This is a genomic window from Bacillus sp. AFS053548, assembly GCF_002575105.1.
Taxonomy (GTDB): Bacteria; Bacillota; Bacilli; order Bacillales; family Bacillaceae_G; genus Gottfriedia.
The window spans coordinates 482,673-499,882 of record NZ_NUHI01000026.1 but is presented as its reverse complement, the minus strand read 5'-3'; the positions used below and the strand labels follow the sequence as shown (position 1 = coordinate 499,882).

The 17,210-nt window shown below is 32.2% G+C and carries 17 protein-coding genes; 11 read left to right on the top strand and 6 right to left on the bottom strand.

Going from position 1 to position 17,210, the window contains the following annotated elements; translation table 11 throughout:
• The first annotated feature begins 332 nt into the window (after positions 1-332).
• Positions 333-1,232, top strand: coding sequence for a LysR family transcriptional regulator (locus tag CN946_RS15845; protein ID WP_098862018.1), 900 nt, complete (start codon positions 333-335; stop codon positions 1,230-1,232).
• Between the two features lie 49 nt (positions 1,233-1,281).
• Here CN946_RS15845 and CN946_RS15840 read toward each other — a convergent pair whose 3' ends face one another.
• The 3 genes from CN946_RS15840 to CN946_RS15830 are packed head-to-tail and all read right to left on the bottom strand — an operon-like array spanning position 1,282 to position 4,864.
• The gene (locus tag CN946_RS15840; RefSeq protein ID WP_098862017.1) at positions 1,282-2,418 is read right to left on the bottom strand and encodes a Ger(x)C family spore germination protein; all 1,137 of its coding nucleotides are present in this window, start codon (positions 2,416-2,418) and stop codon (positions 1,282-1,284) included.
• Positions 2,415-3,485 (bottom strand): GerAB/ArcD/ProY family transporter, encoded by a 1,071-nt coding sequence (locus tag CN946_RS15835; RefSeq protein WP_098862016.1) that lies wholly within the window; start codon positions 3,483-3,485, stop codon positions 2,415-2,417. Before CN946_RS15835 ends, CN946_RS15840 begins: the two co-directional genes overlap by 4 nt.
• The gene (locus CN946_RS15830; RefSeq protein ID WP_098862015.1) at positions 3,482-4,864 is read right to left on the bottom strand and encodes a spore germination protein; all 1,383 of its coding nucleotides are present in this window, start codon (positions 4,862-4,864) and stop codon (positions 3,482-3,484) included. Before CN946_RS15830 ends, CN946_RS15835 begins: the two co-directional genes overlap by 4 nt.
• Before the next feature lie 318 nt (positions 4,865-5,182).
• On the opposite strand from CN946_RS15830, the gene CN946_RS15825 reads away from it, so the two are divergent.
• The 3 genes from CN946_RS15825 to CN946_RS15815 are packed head-to-tail and all read left to right on the top strand — an operon-like array spanning position 5,183 to position 8,845.
• Positions 5,183-7,501 carry a xanthine dehydrogenase family protein molybdopterin-binding subunit gene (locus CN946_RS15825; RefSeq protein ID WP_098862014.1) on the top strand — a complete coding sequence of 773 codons (2,319 nt, stop codon included), beginning with the start codon at positions 5,183-5,185 and terminating at the stop codon, positions 7,499-7,501.
• 1 nt (position 7,502) lies between these two features.
• Positions 7,503-8,336: an FAD binding domain-containing protein gene (locus CN946_RS15820; RefSeq protein ID WP_098862013.1), complete on the top strand. Its 834-nt coding sequence runs from the start codon at positions 7,503-7,505 to the stop codon at positions 8,334-8,336.
• Positions 8,336-8,845, top strand: coding sequence for a (2Fe-2S)-binding protein (locus CN946_RS15815; protein ID WP_098862012.1), 510 nt, complete (start codon positions 8,336-8,338; stop codon positions 8,843-8,845). Before CN946_RS15820 ends, CN946_RS15815 begins: the two co-directional genes overlap by 1 nt.
• A gap of 4 nt (positions 8,846-8,849) precedes the next feature.
• Here the strand turns inward: CN946_RS15815 and CN946_RS23850 are convergent, their stop codons facing one another.
• Together CN946_RS23850 and CN946_RS15810 are read right to left on the bottom strand one after the other, a co-directional pair.
• Positions 8,850-8,978 (bottom strand): hypothetical protein, encoded by a 129-nt coding sequence (locus CN946_RS23850; protein ID WP_286133943.1) that lies wholly within the window; start codon positions 8,976-8,978, stop codon positions 8,850-8,852.
• Positions 8,979-8,991: 13 nt separating this feature from the next.
• The gene (locus CN946_RS15810; RefSeq protein ID WP_098862011.1) at positions 8,992-9,429 is read right to left on the bottom strand and encodes a hypothetical protein; all 438 of its coding nucleotides are present in this window, start codon (positions 9,427-9,429) and stop codon (positions 8,992-8,994) included.
• A gap of 348 nt (positions 9,430-9,777) precedes the next feature.
• Between CN946_RS15810 and CN946_RS15805 the strand changes: the two genes are divergently transcribed.
• The 7 genes from CN946_RS15805 (at position 9,778) to CN946_RS15775 (ending at position 16,484) form a co-directional block, all read left to right on the top strand.
• The gene (locus CN946_RS15805) at positions 9,778-10,812 is read left to right on the top strand and encodes an AI-2E family transporter (RefSeq protein ID WP_098862010.1); all 1,035 of its coding nucleotides are present in this window, start codon (positions 9,778-9,780) and stop codon (positions 10,810-10,812) included.
• A gap of 184 nt (positions 10,813-10,996) precedes the next feature.
• Positions 10,997-11,407: a spore germination protein gene (locus CN946_RS15800; protein WP_098862009.1), complete on the top strand. Its 411-nt coding sequence runs from the start codon at positions 10,997-10,999 to the stop codon at positions 11,405-11,407.
• Positions 11,382-11,534 carry a spore germination protein gene (locus CN946_RS15795; RefSeq protein WP_098862008.1) on the top strand — a complete coding sequence of 51 codons (153 nt, stop codon included), beginning with the start codon at positions 11,382-11,384 and terminating at the stop codon, positions 11,532-11,534. Before CN946_RS15800 ends, CN946_RS15795 begins: the two co-directional genes overlap by 26 nt.
• 87 nt (positions 11,535-11,621) lie before the next feature.
• Complete coding sequence (locus CN946_RS15790; RefSeq protein WP_176547342.1) at positions 11,622-13,616, top strand: alkyl/aryl-sulfatase; 1,995 nt, start codon at positions 11,622-11,624, stop codon at positions 13,614-13,616.
• Positions 13,617-14,340: 724 nt separating this feature from the next.
• Positions 14,341-15,828 carry an amino acid permease gene (locus CN946_RS15785; protein ID WP_098862006.1) on the top strand — a complete coding sequence of 496 codons (1,488 nt, stop codon included), beginning with the start codon at positions 14,341-14,343 and terminating at the stop codon, positions 15,826-15,828.
• Between the two features lie 200 nt (positions 15,829-16,028).
• The gene (locus tag CN946_RS15780; protein WP_098862005.1) at positions 16,029-16,217 is read left to right on the top strand and encodes a hypothetical protein; all 189 of its coding nucleotides are present in this window, start codon (positions 16,029-16,031) and stop codon (positions 16,215-16,217) included.
• A 12-nt stretch (positions 16,218-16,229) separates the two neighbouring features.
• Positions 16,230-16,484, top strand: a complete 255-nt coding sequence (locus tag CN946_RS15775; RefSeq protein WP_098862004.1) for a spore coat protein — start codon at positions 16,230-16,232, stop codon at positions 16,482-16,484.
• Positions 16,485-16,524: 40 nt separating this feature from the next.
• On the opposite strand, the gene CN946_RS15770 is transcribed toward CN946_RS15775, so the two are convergent.
• Positions 16,525-17,106: a TetR/AcrR family transcriptional regulator gene (locus CN946_RS15770; RefSeq protein ID WP_176547341.1), complete on the bottom strand. Its 582-nt coding sequence runs from the start codon at positions 17,104-17,106 to the stop codon at positions 16,525-16,527.
• Positions 17,107-17,210: the final 104 nt, after the last annotated feature.

The following is a 17,210-nucleotide window of genomic DNA, read 5'->3' as shown; positions in this document are numbered from 1 at the left end:
GTGCTTATGAAATTAGGAAGATGGAGTAAACACCCTTTTTGGAAAAGTAAAAATGATTAGATCATCTTTTTCAAATTAAAAACTTTCCCTTAAAAATAATTAAAGACAAGAATACGATTTAAGTAGTATTCTTGTCTTATTTTTTAATTTCAATAAAATTGTTAAAAGTTTAAAAATGAAGATATATTAAGCGGAACTAAATAATTACAAACCTATTGTTACGCATGCTAACACTAAATATGTTAATAATAAGAAATAATTGATTTTTATTAAAACGATAATATAAAATTGAAATCATCACAAAGAGATAGGTTAAGGAGAAATTGTAAAAAATGAATTTTGAGCAAATGGAACATATTGTCTTTGCAGCAAGAGAAATGTCAATCACAAAAGCTGCTGAAAAATTATTTATCTCTCCTTCTGGGATGAGTCAATCAATTACTCAATTAGAAAATGAACTTGGAATAAAAATATTTAACCGTTCAAAACAAGGTGTTACACTTACTTTTGAAGGAAGAATCGTTATATCAAAAGCTATGACTTTATTGAGCACGATTAAAGAGCTTAATAAGGAAATTTATGACATTAAAAATAGAAGTGAAACTCATTTGAAACTCTTAACTGCACCTACTTTTAGTTATCTTCTTCAAGAAACAATGGTAAAGTTTAACAAAGAACAAGAGGAAGTTTCATTTGAAGTTGTGGAAGAAAATCCAGCTACAATGATTCAAAATTTTATTAAACAAGATTATGATTTTGCACTTATTCCTGCAACACTTGAAGAATTAAAAAAAGAAAAGTTCATTGAATTTGAACATTTACATAATGGGCATTTTTGTATTGCAGTAGGTAAGAAATCACCATTTTATTCTTATGATTCTGTATCTCCTAGTGATTTAGTAAATGCAAAAATTGTAATGTACAAAAATTCCGATTATAAAAAGTTACTAAAATTTACGAAAATGAACCCTAAAAATGTTGTGCTAAAATCAAATCGTAGTAGCTTGCTTTTTGAGTTGGTAAAAGAAAGTCAAGCCATCTTATATTTACATGAATTTTCGATTCGAAATCGACCAATGGTCATAAACGGAGACATAAAAATAATTCCAATGAAGGATGAAGAAATATTTGATCTTGATTTTTGGTTAATTTATTTACAAACAAAACCGTTATCACCTTTGGCAAAAGAATTTCTTGAGGAATTAAAAAAACAATTTCATTTAAGTAATTAAAAAGATAGTGAAGCCAGCATAACAACTGACTACACTATCATTTTTTTAATTATTCTTCAAGTTGAGACTCTTTTCCAATTGCTCCTGTACTTAATATGGAAACTGTCACTTTCGGTTTGATTTCAATAGTAGGATATTCCTTTTGCCAATTTAGTTTTCGCCATTCTTCTGGCTGATGTTCTTTTAAATATCTTCCAATACCAAGCACATCACTATTAGCAACCTGAATTTCTTTGATTACCTCTTGAGCTCTTTTATTTAAATCTTTCTTAATATTGGACAACATTTCTTCTTCTTCTAACATTTTAATTGATGTGATTGCGTCTATTCTAACAAATGCATCAACTTTTAAATTTACTTTTATTTTATCTTTAGAAGTCGTAATAGAGAAATTGTTTCTAGGTCTAATGATTTCATAAGCTATTGTATTGTATGGTGCTTCATATTTTTTAGGAAGCTTTGTAATAAAATGGCCAGTATTTCCATATTTCCCCATCATCATTAAAAGAATAGGAGATTGATCAGAAGTTATGAAATGACCAGTATAGCTAGTATTATGCATTAGTCCTGCACCAACAACTTCTACTCGTTTATCTGATGATACATCTACAACTGGGATTGTGAAATCAATTCCGTCTTCAGAAGTATAAGTAAAAATATTAAATAACTCCATTTTTTGAGCGATGGAGGTTAACTCGGCATTATCAATTGTATCTTTTAATATAAATGACAATGGTTTTGAACCAACGGTTTTTAATTCCAAAACGTTTTTTGCAGGTTGCTTATTTGTTATAGCGACAGATACATTTAGATTTGAAAATGTTCTACGCCGAAAGGTACTTAAAAGATGAATAAATTTAGTTTTCGAGAAATCTTCACCTAATAATAAAACCCTCGTTTTTGATGTGGTTATATCTCCAGGTAAAAATGATTGTATTTCCATCCCAGCACGAGATACTGAATTCTGTGTAGATTTAACAGATTCATTTTGGAAATCGAAGACGCCAGATCCTCTTCCGATAATATCAAGTATTAGTGCATTCACCTCAATTTTTTTATCTTGATCTATATCAATACTAATCCCATTTACTAATGTTTTTTTTGTAATTGTTCTTGAATCCCAGCAACCAGTAGCTACTAAAAGGAATAAAAATAAACAAATAATGATTATTGACTTGCGAATCAATTGATTAGCCCCCTAACTTTATTAATTAGGAACAATAGGCATGGAATAATAATAATAAATAAAGGGTCTAAATAACTACCGAAATTTACAATTGTTTCTCTTCTGATTATATGGAAGGAAACTAACGGATAAAAAGCAAATACTACTATAATGATGAAAAGTAATATGCTTTTCCTATTTTTTACAATTAATGATAGTCGCTTATGTACATCTTCACTAACGATATAAATATAGCTAACTATTGTAGCACAAATGACAATTGTCCATAAGCTTAAAAATATCGTATCTAAACTTTCAATCATTTTCGAGTGATAGGTTTTAAAAATATATAGAATGGGGTCTACGATATAACTATTTTCTTTGTTACTTAATCGAATATAGGAAGTAATAATAACAAAGGTATAAAAAATTGTCGTAAAGAAATTTGCAAAAGATAAAGTAAATAATTTCTTTTTTGTATCTTGAAAGTTTGGCGCCAAAAATAAAAAGATTTCAAAACCTAACATTTCAAGAAAGGATGAATATGCACCGGAGCCAATCTTTTTTATTGGATATTGGCCAATAGGTAATATTCTGCCAATATGAACATTATCATAAGCAGATAGTAAAAATAAGATAAAGATTAGAAAGATAAATGTACAAAGTACATATGTTCTTGCAATGGTTTGGATGTCATTTTTCGCGATAATATACGCCGTTACTAAAAATAAAATGAGAATAAGCCAAGAAGGGCTTTTAGGAAAAATCCAGATCGTGATAATATCTGAAAATCTCATCGATACTACAAGCACTAAATACAAAAAATAGACGTAATAACAAATATTTATACATGTTCCAATGAATGGATTCGTTATTATTTTTGTATAGTCAGTAAAGCTTTTGTCAGGAAATTTTTTATATAAACTATAATAAAGTAAGATTAAAATTTGAATGATTATTCCACCTATAATAGTAGAAATCCAGCTATCATGACCTGCAATTTTATACATATTATAAGGATAGCTTGTAATGGCGACGCCGAATTGGGTAAATATAATCAAATAGAAAAGGTGTTTATTATTAATCATGTTTCTTTCCCCTTTCTATTTTTAAAAAGAACAAACTCAGAGAAACCTGGATTTTCAACATATCGAAAACTAAAGGCTTTAATTTTTGATAGGTGAGCAAAAATCATAAAGACGCCTAAACTAATTCCAATAAATCCAAAAATTGATGCAAGGATTAAGAGTGGTATCCCCATGATTCGTGATGCAATTGACATTTCCCTTGATGGAAGTGAAAAAGATGCAATGGCAGTGACTGCAATCACAACAACCATAGAATTTGAGATTAAATTCGTTTGTACAATAGCCGTGCCAATAACAATTGCTCCGACAGTACCGATTGTTGATCCAATAGGATTTGGAAGTCTTAAAGCAGCTTCCTTCAACAGTTCTAAAATAATCATCATCGAAAAAGCTTCGATTAATGGTGGAAGTGGGACATTTTCTATTGATAGCTTTAAAGTATAAAAAATTGAAACTGGCAAAATATTTGAATGATAAGTTGTAATCGCAATATAAATTGAAGGTAATAATACAGCTATCCAAAAAGCTAATATTCTTAAACAATAGAAAGATACTCCAAAAAACCATCGGAAATTAAAATCATCTGCAGCTCGAAAAGAACCATAAATATCACAAGGAAATAATAATGCACTAGGATCATTGTCAACCATAATAGCAGGTCTTCCTGATAATAAATGACGGACTGTACGATCAGGTCTTTCAGTGAACAATACCTGTGGAAAAGGTGAAGAAGGATACTCTTCTATAATGTTTTGAACATGTACAGACTCAATCATTTGATTAGGTTCGACTTTTCCATTCGACTCAAGTTTTTTTATTTTCTCTTCAATTGTTTGAATCATAGATTGAGGGGTTATATCATTTAAATAAAAAATGGAAAGGTTTACAGGATATTTTTTACCAACAGTTATATTCCTGATAATTAATTCTTTCGTACGTAATCTTTTTCGAATTAAAGTTGAATTGATTTTAAGGCTCTCCACAAAACTGTCATGAGCACCTAATGATACTGTTTCAGAAAGTGATTCTGATATTGAACGGTCGCTATTATTACTAGGTGCAGAATATGACTTTGCTTTACTTTTATTATTATCATTAAAAACAATAACGTTTCCAGAAAGAATAGCTTGTATACATTCATCAAGAGTATATGCATCATCAGAATCTAATATAGTCGTGATGATTCGACCTGAATGATCTTTTGAAACTACTCGTTCTAATATATGTGTTTGAATAACCTCTGAATCGATCATTGTATCTAGATAACATAAATGAAGAGTTACTTCACCAATTGAATATTTTTTATATTTAAAATCTGAACTTGAATGAAATTCGTTTTGTACTTCCTCAAGCATGGGGGTTTTTTCATTTACTTCCATTTAAACCAACTCCTTAAAAACTCCGCAATGAATATAAGTATTATTCCCTGTTATAAATTGGATATGTATGGAAAAAAGTCCTGGATTTTATAAAGTACATAAAGTGTCAAAATTTAAGCTCATATAGAAGGAAGAATAACTAAACTTCATTGTTTATCGTTCTGATTAATATGCTTGATTCTCCTATCTGGGCATTTTTTAAGTATTCAAAACATAAATTTTTAAAGTATCTCATATAAAAGAAATCTTAAATTAAATATTGCTAAAGTATTAAATACATTGTGAAATGTTTTTTACGAGAGGGGTTGAGAGAACATCATGCATATAATTGGAAAAGGTATACCCCGCAAAGATTCTTTCGAAAAAGTGACAGGATATGCTAAATACACAGATGACTTTGAAACAACCGATATGCTACATGCCCGTCTAGTCACAAGTCCATATGCACATGCAATTATTAAAAGTATAGATGCAACCGAAGCTCAAGTTGTTCAAGGAGTACGGAAAATAGTATTTGGTGAAAATCTACCTTTAACAGGGGAAGGGGTTCTTGATCGTTTCCCAATCGCTTTTGATCGTGTACGTTTTTTTGGTGAAGTAGTAGCAGTCGTTGTTGCGGACACTCCTTATGTAGCACAGCAAGCTGCAAATTTAGTAAAGGTGCAATATGAATTACTTCCTGTCGTTAACTCACCGACAGAGGCGCTTAAACAAGATGCTCCACTTTTACACCCTAAACTTGGAGAGTATGAAAAAACTGAAGGCATTTATCCAGAGCCAGGTACAAATATTGCCACAAGAATTAAAATTCGAAAAGGCGATTTTAACAAGGGCTGGAGAGAAAGTGAAGTAATGATTGATGAAAGTTTTGCATTTAGGCCATCTGATCATGCTGCGATGGAGACAAGATGTTCGTTTGCTCAAATCCATCACGATGGCACAATTGAGATTACTACTTCTTCACAATGCCCATTTATGGTTAAAGACTTAATTGGAGAGTACTTTGGAGTAAAACCTGGTAAAGTCATTGTAAATACCCCGTTTGTTGGTGGGGGATATGGTGGGAAAGGGGCAGTCCAGTTAGAGCTTTTAGCCTATATTGCTTCAAGAGCTGTCAATGGTAGATTAGTTAAAATATTAAATAGTCGTGAAAATGATATGCTTTCATCACCTGGACATATCGGACTTGAAGCGAATGTGAAGCTAGGATGTACAAAAGAGGGAATGCTCAAGGTTGCAGAGATTCAATTTTTATGGGATGGCGGTGCGTATGCTGATAAATCAATTGATTTAACACGAGCGGGAGCAGTTGATTGTACAGGACCTTACAATATCGAAAATATTTGGTGTGATTCTTTTTGTATGTATACAAATCATCCATACCCAGCACCTTTTAGGGGGTTTAGTCATTCAGAAGTACATTTTGCATTTGAAAGAGCGATGGATATTCTTGCTAGAAAATTAAATATGGATCCTATTGAACTAAGAGAAAAAAACGCAATTAGACCTGGTGATCAAACGCCTACTCAAGTTGTATTAAATTCTAGTACAGTTGGGAATCTTCCTAAATGTATTGAAAAAATGAAAGAATTAATCAATTGGCAAGAAGGTCAGGTTATTGACCTAGGCAATCATAAAGTAAGAGCAAAAGGAATAAGTTGCTCTTGGAAAACTTCTACCATAACACCAAATGCAAGTTCGGGTGTCATACTAATCTATAATGCTGATGGAAGTATTAATTTACTTTCTGGTGTTGTAGAGCTCGGTCAAGGTACAAAAACGATTCTTGCTCAAATGTTAGCAGAGATTCTAAAAATGGATGTAGATGATATTCATGTTCAAATGAAGATTAACACATTAAATACACCAGAGCATTGGAAAACTGTTGCAAGTAGAGGGACATTCATGGCAGGAAGAGCATTGCTAGCAGCTGCTGAAGATTTAATGAGTCAATTAAAAGATTTAGCTTCATTTATATTACGTACACCCGTTGAAGATTTAGAAGTAGGCTATGGAAAAGTATTTTTAAGGAGTGAACCAACTAAAAATATACCGATAAAAGATATTGCTTACGGATATACTTTTCCAAATGGAAATTCGATTGGTGGACAAATAATCGGTAGGGGCCATTATATTTTAACTGGTTTAACACGTATAGATCGAGAAACAGGTGCTGGAAAACCAGGACCAGAGTGGACGGTTTGCGCACATGGAGTAGAAGTAGAACTAGATACGAAAACATATGAATATAGGATTCTTAAAGCTGTTACAGCTGTTGATATTGGCAAAGTACTTAACATTAAAACTGCAACTGGCCAAGTGAAAGGTGCAATGAGTATGGGATTATCTTTTGCAGGAAGAGAAACTTTTTATTTTGATGCGCAAGGGAAGGTATTAAATCCCCAATTACGAACATATCGACCAATTCGGTTTGGAGAGAACCCTAAATATGAAGTAGCGTTTGTCGAAACACCACAAATCGATGCGGTATTTGGTGCAAGAGGAGTAGGGGAACATGGCTTACTAGGAATGCCAGCGGCTCTTGGAAATTGCCTTTCTACTGCACTTTCTGTTAATATCAATCATTTGCCAATTATCCCTGAACTACTATGGAAAGTAAAAGAAGGTGGGATTTAGATTGTTATCTTCTAATATAGAATACTATAAACCAGCGACTATTAAAGAAGCATTGGAGATTTTTTATTTTTTAAAGGCTAATAACAAAAGACCAATTTATTATGGTGGTGGAACGGAAATTTTAACACTGGGTCGTTTAAATTTGGTCGAAACAGATGCACTGATCGATATGAAAGATCTAAAAGAGTGCCAATTGTATGAAGTTAATCAGGACTACTTAATAACTGGTGCCGCAATTACACTTACTGATATTGAAGAGAAAAACCTATTTCCATTACTCTCTAAATCGTCAATGGAAATAGCTGATCGGACTGCTAGAAATAAAATAACTTTAGGTGGAAACATATGTGGTCAAATTTTTTATCGTGAAGCCGTTTTACCTTTTTTACTTTGTGATAGCCAAGTGGTTATTGCAGGATACAATGGTGTAGAGGCTTTTCCAATCGAACAAATCTTTAATCAAAACCTACAACTCCAAGACGGACAACTTCTAATTCAACTTTTAACAGAGAAGAAATATATTAATCTACCAAATATGAGCATTAAAAAACGTCAGCAATGGGTTACGGGTTATCCACTACTGACGATCGCTTCTATTAAATCGGATAATCAATTACGATTTGCTTTTAGTGGGCTATGCCCTTTTCCATTTCGTTCAAAGCAAATGGAAACTGAACTAAATAATACGAACTCAAGTGTAGAAGAAAGAATACAAAAAGCCATTCAATACATTCCTGGTGAAGTACTTGATGATGTTGAAGGTTCAAAAGAGTATAGATTATTTGTACTAAAAAACACATTAGAAGAGATCATGATCGAAATGGAGGTAAGGTAATGGACCAGTCTCCAATAAAAAAATTAAGTGTTTCTTTAAATATAAATGATGAAATTCGTCAAGTAGAGATTCGACCATCGGATACTCTCCTTTTTGTGCTACGAAAAAAGCTTGGTCTCACTGGTGCAAAGCCGGGCTGCCTAAATGGAGATTGCGGAGCTTGTTCGGTCGTTATGAATGGTACTGTATATAAATCATGTATTATGCTTGCTATTGAGGCAATTGGACAAAAAATAACAACAATTGAAGGCTTAAAAGATTCACCGATACAAAAGGCTTTTGTTGAAAATTTTGCGTTTCAATGTGGTTATTGTACTCCTGGATTTATTATGAATTGTCATTCTCTTTTATTAAAACAACCAAATCCAACCTATGAAACGATGAAGGAATGGCTATCTTCAAATATTTGTAGATGCACATGCTACGAAGAGATTGAAGAAGCTGTTTTATCAGTTATCGAGAATAGAGAAAAACCAATTAATAATGAGTTAGAAAAAGACGAATTGTGATCTTTTAACTCACCGGTGTTGAATCACTTGCTTTTCGTTGTGTAAAGAAAAAAATAAACGAAATGACGGAAATTGCCATAAGAAAAACTTGGGTATCAGTAGGTCTTACTGTAGGGATATCTGTTAAAGACATAATCACCATTCCTTTATTTACTAAAGATTCGCGGATCAATATCAAAATGTTTCGAAACAATTTTTTTACAAAAGTAATACGTTTTTTTTAGAAAAGGAAGTGTCGGCTCGCTAACTGGTGCGCCAAAAATGGGACCACTGACATTGAGTGAGAATCTACCAGGTCCTATAACAGAGCTTACAACTCGAACTTCATCAATTAATAATAAAATCGCAAGGATTATATCGATTACATCAATGAGAGTATTTGTTAATTGATCTCCATATTTACTTTCTATACGTTCTCTACCTAATAAGGGTCCACTTAGAGAAAGACTAAATTCACCAGACGTTACAAAAACACCTATTAACGTAATTTGACCAGTTAATAATAGTGCAGCAGTAGCGACATTTAAATCTCTTTGAAGAGTAGCGATAATACGAAGATCTTCTTTAATTTTATAGTCATTCATTGAATCACACCCTCATGCCTATTGTATTCTTTCAGTGCCCAAGTGTGAATGAAAAGGGAAGGGGACAAATATTGACACAAAAAGTTCAATTAAAAGATGCAGTTAGACTTAAATTGTTTAGCTGCATCTTTATTTTTGGTATTAGAATTGGTAAAATATAAAGTGGCGCTTTTCAACATAGAGAATTTGTTAAATGAAAATTCATAATTGAAGATTTTATTAAATAAAAATGAAAAGAGATGCAACTTTATGAGCCACTTCCTTTGGGATGGGGTTATGTTTTTATCATAAAAATTAAGATTTCCATACTACTCAACAAAATAATATCTAAGTAAGGGGGGGTGTGGAATGGAGGTCAAAAAATTTATTCAAAGCAGCACGTTTAGTCGACTTGCAATGATGGCTTGTATCATTCTTGTACTGATCTTAATTCGAAAAATAATAAATTTAGTATTACTCATTTTCATTTTTACTTATCTAATGGATCGGATACATAAATTTATTACGCATAGATTAAATAAGATACTGCCAGTTAATCGTTTAGTTGTTGTCTACTCTTTGTATGTTGTCATAGTGGCGGCGTTAGTTTTTGGAATCTATAATTATTTACCGATTATTACAACTCAAGTTGTTCAACTAATCGTCCAAATAAAAACATTTTATATGAATCCACCAGATGAGCGAATCATAAACTATATCGTTACTGCAATTAAAAAGGTCGAAATATCAGGTTATACGGAGCAAGGATTAGATTTTTTATATAAGTATGCTTCTAATATTAGTCAATGGGGGATCGAAGTATTAATTGCTCTAGTTCTGAGCTTCTTTTTTCTACTTGAAAAACCTCGAATTATAGCTTTTACTCGAAAATTTAAAAATAGTAAAATATCAGTTCTTTATAATGAATTGGCCTATTTTGGTGAAAGATTTTCGCGTTCTTTTGGAAAAGTGATTGAAGCGCAGTTTATCATTGCACTTGTGAATTGTATTCTATCGGTAATAGCTTTAAAATTTATGGGATTTCCTCAGTTAATCGGTTTAGGCTTTTTGATTTTCTTACTTGGACTAATCCCTGTAGCGGGAATGTTTATCTCATTAATTCCTCTTTGTACGATTGCCTATACAATCGGTGGAATGGCTCATATTATGTATATAATCATCATGATTTTAGTCTTACATGCGCTAGAAAGTTATTTCTTAAATCCAAAGCTTATATCAGCTAAAACAAACTTACCTGTTTTTTATACATTCTTGATACTTGTATTTTCAGAACGTTTTTTTGGCGTATGGGGTCTGATTATTGGGATACCAGTTTTCATCTTTTTATTAGATGTATTAGACGTAACAGATCATGGAACAAAAAAAGCAGAATCGACTGAGTAAATGAATGAAGATGATATCGTTATTCTAAAACGATATCATCTTTTTTTGTCTATCCTAGCGTAATAGCAGATATAAATAATAAATGGTTGCTTCTTCCTGCTTCTCCAAAATTAAGTAATTAGCTTAACATAAATTGAAATTTGCCGGACAAACTAACAAAAAATATGTTTAAGGTGATTTTTTAGTGAATAACATAGAACAATCTACTTTATTAGTAAGTTTAGAAAAGAATATTCATTATTTAAAAGAAAAGTTTAATAACTCTACTGATCTAAAAATTAGACCATTAACTGTTAATGATGAAGTGATCAGGGATGCGGCCGTTTTATATTTAGATGGAATAACGAATATACAAGCTATTCAGGATAATATTCTTACTCCTTTGTTAAGGGTTATTAAATTCGATAGTATAGATGCCATTATGACTCGTCATCTTTCGGCCGCAGATGTCATGAAGGTGACATCGTATGAAGACGCTTTGGTAGGACTATCGAAAGGAAAAACACTCATATTAATCGATGGTTATAATGAAGGAATATTAAAAAGGACTACTCATCGGATTCATCATTATGATCGCTTATTTGGCATCAATTAGATCATTAGGTGTTCCTTATTTAGCACCGTTTATACCATTTAATCCTAAAGAGATGAAAGACGCCCTATTTAGAGGAGATTTAAGGAAGATTATTAATAGTAAACATACATATCCTCATAAAAAATAAATTGGAACAAAGAGTGACGTTTTGGAAATCATACGTTGCTTTTTGTTCCAATTCTGTATGCTGATGTCAAAAACTAGGAGTAAAATCATGTTTGAAAAAATAAAATCAAAAAGATTAACCATTTTTCTATTATTAACCATTTTATTGTTTAGTACTTTTAATGCTAACAATGTATACTCTAAGGCTATGCCTCCCACGATGGATACAATTAAATTAAATGAAAAAATTTATAGTGAATTAAATTTCAATGATAAGCAAGATTTTATTGATGCACATAAAGGGTTCATTGCACCATTAATGCAAGATCAAATAAAAAATTCAAAAGGTGTTGTTATTTGGGATTGTAATCAATATTCAATTATTAAAGAGGGGGCTTCACCTTTAACGGTAAATCCATCCTTATGGAGACAAGCTCAATTACTAGATACTCCTGGGCTTTATAAGGTAGTTGAGGGAGTATATCAAATTCGTGGACAAGATGTATCTGTGATGACAATTGTGGAAGGTAAAACAGGTTTAATCGTATTGGATACATTATCAACGATTGAAACAGCTAATGCAGCAATGGAATTATATTATGCGAATCGTCCTAAAAAACCAGTTAGTGCTGTGGTTATTAGTCATAGTCATGCTGATCATTTTGGTGGGGTGAAAGGGGTTGTACAATACGCAACAAATCCAGAAAATGTACCAATTATTGCTCCATTAAACTTTTCGAAGGAAGTAGAAAGTGAAAATATCCTATTAGGTAACATCATGTCACGAAGAGCAGGTTATATGTTCGGAAATCTTTTACCTGTAAATAAAAAAGGATACGTAACAAATGGGATTGGTCCAAGAATTAGTACAGGTACAATCAGCTTTTTGCCACCGACAATTGAAATAAAAGATAGAGTACAGACGATGGAAATAGATGGAATTAAATTCAAGTTTTTATTAACGTTAAATACTGAAGCACCCTCAGAAATGCATTATTACATAAATGATTACAAAACGTTAGTAGTGGCTGAAAATACGGGTCATACAATGCATAATTTTTACACTTTAAGAGGAGCAAAAACACGAGATGCGTCAGAGTGGGTAAAAGCTTTGGATAATACTATCAAGTTATTTGGTAAAGAAGAAATCGAAGCATTAGTAACAGCTCATAGCTGGCCGTTATGGGGGAAAGTTCGTGTAATAGAACAGCTTACAAAGCAACGTGATTTATATAAATACATTCATGATCAAACAGTTCGTCTAGCCAACCAAGGTTACACTGCAGATGAAATAGCTGAACAAATAAAATTACCTGCTAGCCTTGATAAATATTGGGCCAATCGAGGATATTATGGTAATTTGAAGCAAAATGCTAAAGCAGTTTACAATTATTATTTAGGTTATTTTAGTGGAAACCCATCTGATTTAGATCCACTTCCACAAGTAGAGACTGGAACTAAATATGTTCAATATATGGGTGGAGAAAAGAAGGTTCTGAAGCTCGCAAAACAGGATTTTGAGAAAGGTGAATATCGCTTTGTTGCTCAAGTTTTGAAAAACGTAGTCATGGCAAATCCGAATAACAAAGAGGCAAAGAACTTACTAGCTAAATCTTACGAGCAGTTAGGTTACAGAGCCGAATCTGCAGCCTGGAGAAATGTTTATTTGACGGGTGCAATGGAATTGAGAAAAGGTATTAGGAAGACAGATGATTCACAAACTTTAAGTACTGTAGACCAACAAACGATCTTAAATATGAAAGTAAGTGATTTTTTTGATTATATTTCGATTACGCTTAATGGTCCAAAAGCGGAGAATAAGCGTTTTACATTCAATGTGAATTTTACTGATCTGAAAACAAATTACACAATTGATATAAAGAACGCTGTTTTTAATTATAATGATGGTTTAACTACTTCAAGTCCTGATGCAACACTACTTGTAGATAAAGCAACTTTTTATTTAGTTATGTATGGGAATCTCAATGTAAATCAGGCTATTGCAAATGGAAAGTTAAGTATTACTGGGAATGAGGAGAAATTTAAAGAGATGTTAAATTTATTTGATCATTTCAAACAAGAGATCCATATCGTTACTCCATAAGAGAAATTAAAAATAGTTAAAAAATACATTCTTCAGGAGAAATGAAGAATGTTTTTTTGATTTTTTGTTCTAAAAATTCAGAAAACTATCGAACTAGTTTTATTCATTTTTTTGAATATAGTCGATGACAGTAAAGTTAAAAAACCATGACATTTTCACTAAAAAAAGAGTGATTATTTTCCTATATACAGATTCATTAATTTGGAACTTTTATCAAGTCTAGCGCTTTATTAAATAAGGAATGTCCATATTAAACGATAACAAAGCGCTTTCATTATATAATATTTTCCAATCTAAAAATTAATAGTTGAAGAATGTTTAACTAGGACTTAATATATATTTATTGTTTCAAATAAATATACGGTTTTTGAAAATTTAACTATACTTAAATAACTCTAAATTATCTAAACAATGAAAAAACTCCTTCTATTTTTCGTCATATTATGATAATTTAAATTAAGTACAATTCGATGATGAAAGCAAAAAAAATGAAAACGCTATCAGCATTGAGGGGACAAGCTTTATTTCTTTGTTTAATTAGAAGGTAGGATTTTCATCTTTACATCGCTCTCGTTCCAGGATTAGTATTAAAATACGGAATTCGGAATGTGTTTTGTAATTTCTTGACGAATGACAAATTTTCAAAGAAATTGGAATGCGAGCTTTTAAAGATTTAAACAATCCTTCTTGGAGAAATTTCAATTTAAAATAAAGAGGTGTATTCATGCAAAATACAAACCGTAAAGATGATTTCACAATTCAAAGTAACGCGCCTAAAAAAGAGCATTTAGAGAGAAAACTAAAAACAAGACATTTAACTATGATCGCTATGGGTGGTACGATTGGTACTGGTTTATTTTTAGCGAGTGGAGCAACTATTCATGATGCGGGACCAGGTGGAGCTCTAGTTGCCTATTTAATTGCTGGTATCATGGTTTACTTCTTAATGACTAGCTTAGCTGAAATGGCAACTTTAATTCCAATTTCAGGTTCTTTTAGCACATATACTTCAAGATTTGTTGATCCAGCTCTTGGTTTTGCTGTTGGTTGGAATTATTGGTATAACAATGCAATCATCCTTGCATTAGAATTATCAGCTTCGGCTTTAATTATGAAATATTGGTTCCCACATACTCCAGGGATTGTATGGAGTTCTATATTCCTTGTTTTAATTTTTGGATTAAATGTACTTTCTGTAAAAGGATATGGAGAATCTGAGTTTTGGTTTTCAATTATTAAAGTAGCTACAATCATTATTTTTATTGTAATTGGATTATTAATGATTTTAGGTATTATGAGTGGTCATACAGGTGGATTTGATAATTTCACAAAAGGAGAAGCACCATTCAAAGGTGGTCTCTTATCGATCTTTAGTGTATTTATGATTGTAGGTTTTGCTTTCCAAGGAACCGAAATGGTCGGAGTAACTGCAGGGGAAAGTGAAAATCCTGAAAAGAATATTCCAAAAGCAATCAAGCAAATCTTTTGGCGTATTTTATTATTCTACGTATTAGCGATTTTCGTTATCGGCTGTTTAATCAGTTATACAGATCCTAACTTATTAGGTGGAGATGTTGATAGTATTGCGATTAGTCCATTTACTTTAGTATTTAAACATGCAGGACTTGCTTTTGCAGCTGCTGCAATGAATACAGTTATCTTAACTTCAGTTTTATCAGCGGGTAATTCAAGCTTATACGTTGGTTCTCGTGTACTATGGGTATTAGCTGAAGAAGGAAAAGCACCAAAGTTCTTAAGAAAAGTAAACAAAGGTGGAGTTCCAGTTAGTGCATTAATTGCGACGACTCTAATTGGTGCGCTTTGCTTCTTAACTTCATTATTTGGTGATGGTACAGTATACTCTTGGTTATTAAATGCAGCAGGCTTAGCTGGTTATATTTCTTGGTTAGGCATATCAATTACGCATTACCGCTTCCGTAAAGCGTATATCGCTCAAGGAAGAAAATTAAAGGATCTACCTTATTTAGCGAAATGGTTCCCACTTGGTCCAATTTTAGCAACAGTTTTATGTTTAGTTGCTATGCTTGGAACGAATTATCATGCATTTACTGGAAAAAATATTGACTGGTATGGTATGGCAGTTTCTTATATTGGACTACCATTATTCATTCTTGGATACCTTGGCTATAAAGTAGTGATGAAAACGAAGAAGGTTAAATTAGAAGATGCTGACTTCAGCAGTGAGGGCTAATTAAATTTGACAAGCAGTTTAAAGCTCAATCTATCAAGTGTAGATTGAGCTTTTTTACGTATTATTTTACAGGATTTTGGAAAATTAATAGTGTCAATGTGTGGACTGTTGAAAAACCTTGTCGATTAGATTAGGACAGAAGCGCAGGCAGACGAAAAAGTGAATTATGTAACTTATTGTTCGAAAGGAGAAATTAAGAAATGAACAATTCATTAACAGAACTTGAATTAGAAAATCTTCGTCATATGATCGGAGGGCATAGTACAATCGCAAATAAACTAGAGGCTTATGCTCAGAATTGCACTGATCCTGAATTAAAAACTTTATTAGAAAGAGATGCTCAATCAGCAATGGAATCTAGACAACAACTCTTAAATTTTTTAGGATAAGGAGATAAGATTATGTTTCAAGACAAAGAAATGGTTAATGATTATTTAGAAGGACTAAACGCAAGCTTAACAGGTTATGCAGGATATATTAATGAGTCAGCCAACTCTGAATTAAGACAAACGTTAATTCAATTACGCAATCAAGATGAAGCTCGTCAGCGTACTTTGTACAATTATGCACTTCAAAAAGGTTATTACAAGCCTGCTGCACCAGCATCACCAGAGATTGTACAGCAATTCAAATCTGACTTAACTTCAAATCAGTAAAATATCGCAAAAAGGCATTCGAGAAATCGAACGCCTTTTTCTATTCATTTTTAAATCCGTACCAAAAATTCCTCCATATATTCGAAATCCTTGGCTTCATCTTTTCAGCCCCATAATAAGACAGTTCAATAAAGATACCATCAATTAAGCAATAATAAGACATTACAAAGTCTTCTACATTTCCTGTTCGAATTTCATTATTTTTAATCCCTTTATCAATCACCGATCTTAAAATAGTCGACATTGCTTCCTCAGATTCCATGAACTGTGTATGTAATTGCTCCTTTAAAGGTTCAGGAGAAAAAAAGACAGCGCGGTTCACGAAAGTAGATTGCTCCTCGAACTCAATATAATATTCAAATGTTACGTTTAGTATTTGATAAAGCTGTTCCTTCGCAGATAGTTCGCCAATTTCACTCATCAGCTCGTCTACTTTTTTCACATGTAGCCATAGAATGTTTTCATAAATTGTAAGAAAGATTTCTTCTTTACTTTTAAAATGATTATAAATAGATGGTTTTTGAATCCCAACTGCTTTTGCAATTTCAGTTAAACTTGTGCCTTCATAACCATTTTTAGAAAATAAGGCAAGGGCTGCTGCAATAATCTTATCCTTTGTCATCTTCATCCTCCGAAACTAACTCTTGTTAGCTAGATTATAAACTGGAATCATTGTGAAGTCTAAATATTGTTTATATTTGTTGTAAAAAAGGTTTGTTTGGCGGA

Coding starts and splice junctions, on each gene's coding strand:
- CN946_RS15795 (WP_098862008.1), top strand. CDS start 11,382: ATGATCGCTTATTTGGCATCAATTAGATCATTAGGTGTTCCTTATTTA.
- CN946_RS15810 (WP_098862011.1), bottom strand. CDS start 9,429: ATGAATGACTATAAAATTAAAGAAGATCTTCGTATTATCGCTACTCTT.
- CN946_RS15770 (WP_176547341.1), bottom strand. CDS start 17,106: ATGACAAAGGATAAGATTATTGCAGCAGCCCTTGCCTTATTTTCTAAA.
- CN946_RS15790 (WP_176547342.1), top strand. CDS start 11,622: ATGTTTGAAAAAATAAAATCAAAAAGATTAACCATTTTTCTATTATTA.
- CN946_RS15775 (WP_098862004.1), top strand. CDS start 16,230: ATGTTTCAAGACAAAGAAATGGTTAATGATTATTTAGAAGGACTAAAC.
- CN946_RS15830 (WP_098862015.1), bottom strand. CDS start 4,864: ATGGAAGTAAATGAAAAAACCCCCATGCTTGAGGAAGTACAAAACGAA.
- CN946_RS15785 (WP_098862006.1), top strand. CDS start 14,341: ATGCAAAATACAAACCGTAAAGATGATTTCACAATTCAAAGTAACGCG.
- CN946_RS23850 (WP_286133943.1), bottom strand. CDS start 8,978: ATGTCTTTAACAGATATCCCTACAGTAAGACCTACTGATACCCAAGTT.
- CN946_RS15805 (WP_098862010.1), top strand. CDS start 9,778: ATGGAGGTCAAAAAATTTATTCAAAGCAGCACGTTTAGTCGACTTGCA.
- CN946_RS15825 (WP_098862014.1), top strand. CDS start 5,183: ATGCATATAATTGGAAAAGGTATACCCCGCAAAGATTCTTTCGAAAAA.
- CN946_RS15815 (WP_098862012.1), top strand. CDS start 8,336: ATGGACCAGTCTCCAATAAAAAAATTAAGTGTTTCTTTAAATATAAAT.
- CN946_RS15835 (WP_098862016.1), bottom strand. CDS start 3,485: ATGATTAATAATAAACACCTTTTCTATTTGATTATATTTACCCAATTC.
- CN946_RS15845 (WP_098862018.1), top strand. CDS start 333: ATGAATTTTGAGCAAATGGAACATATTGTCTTTGCAGCAAGAGAAATG.
- CN946_RS15780 (WP_098862005.1), top strand. CDS start 16,029: ATGAACAATTCATTAACAGAACTTGAATTAGAAAATCTTCGTCATATG.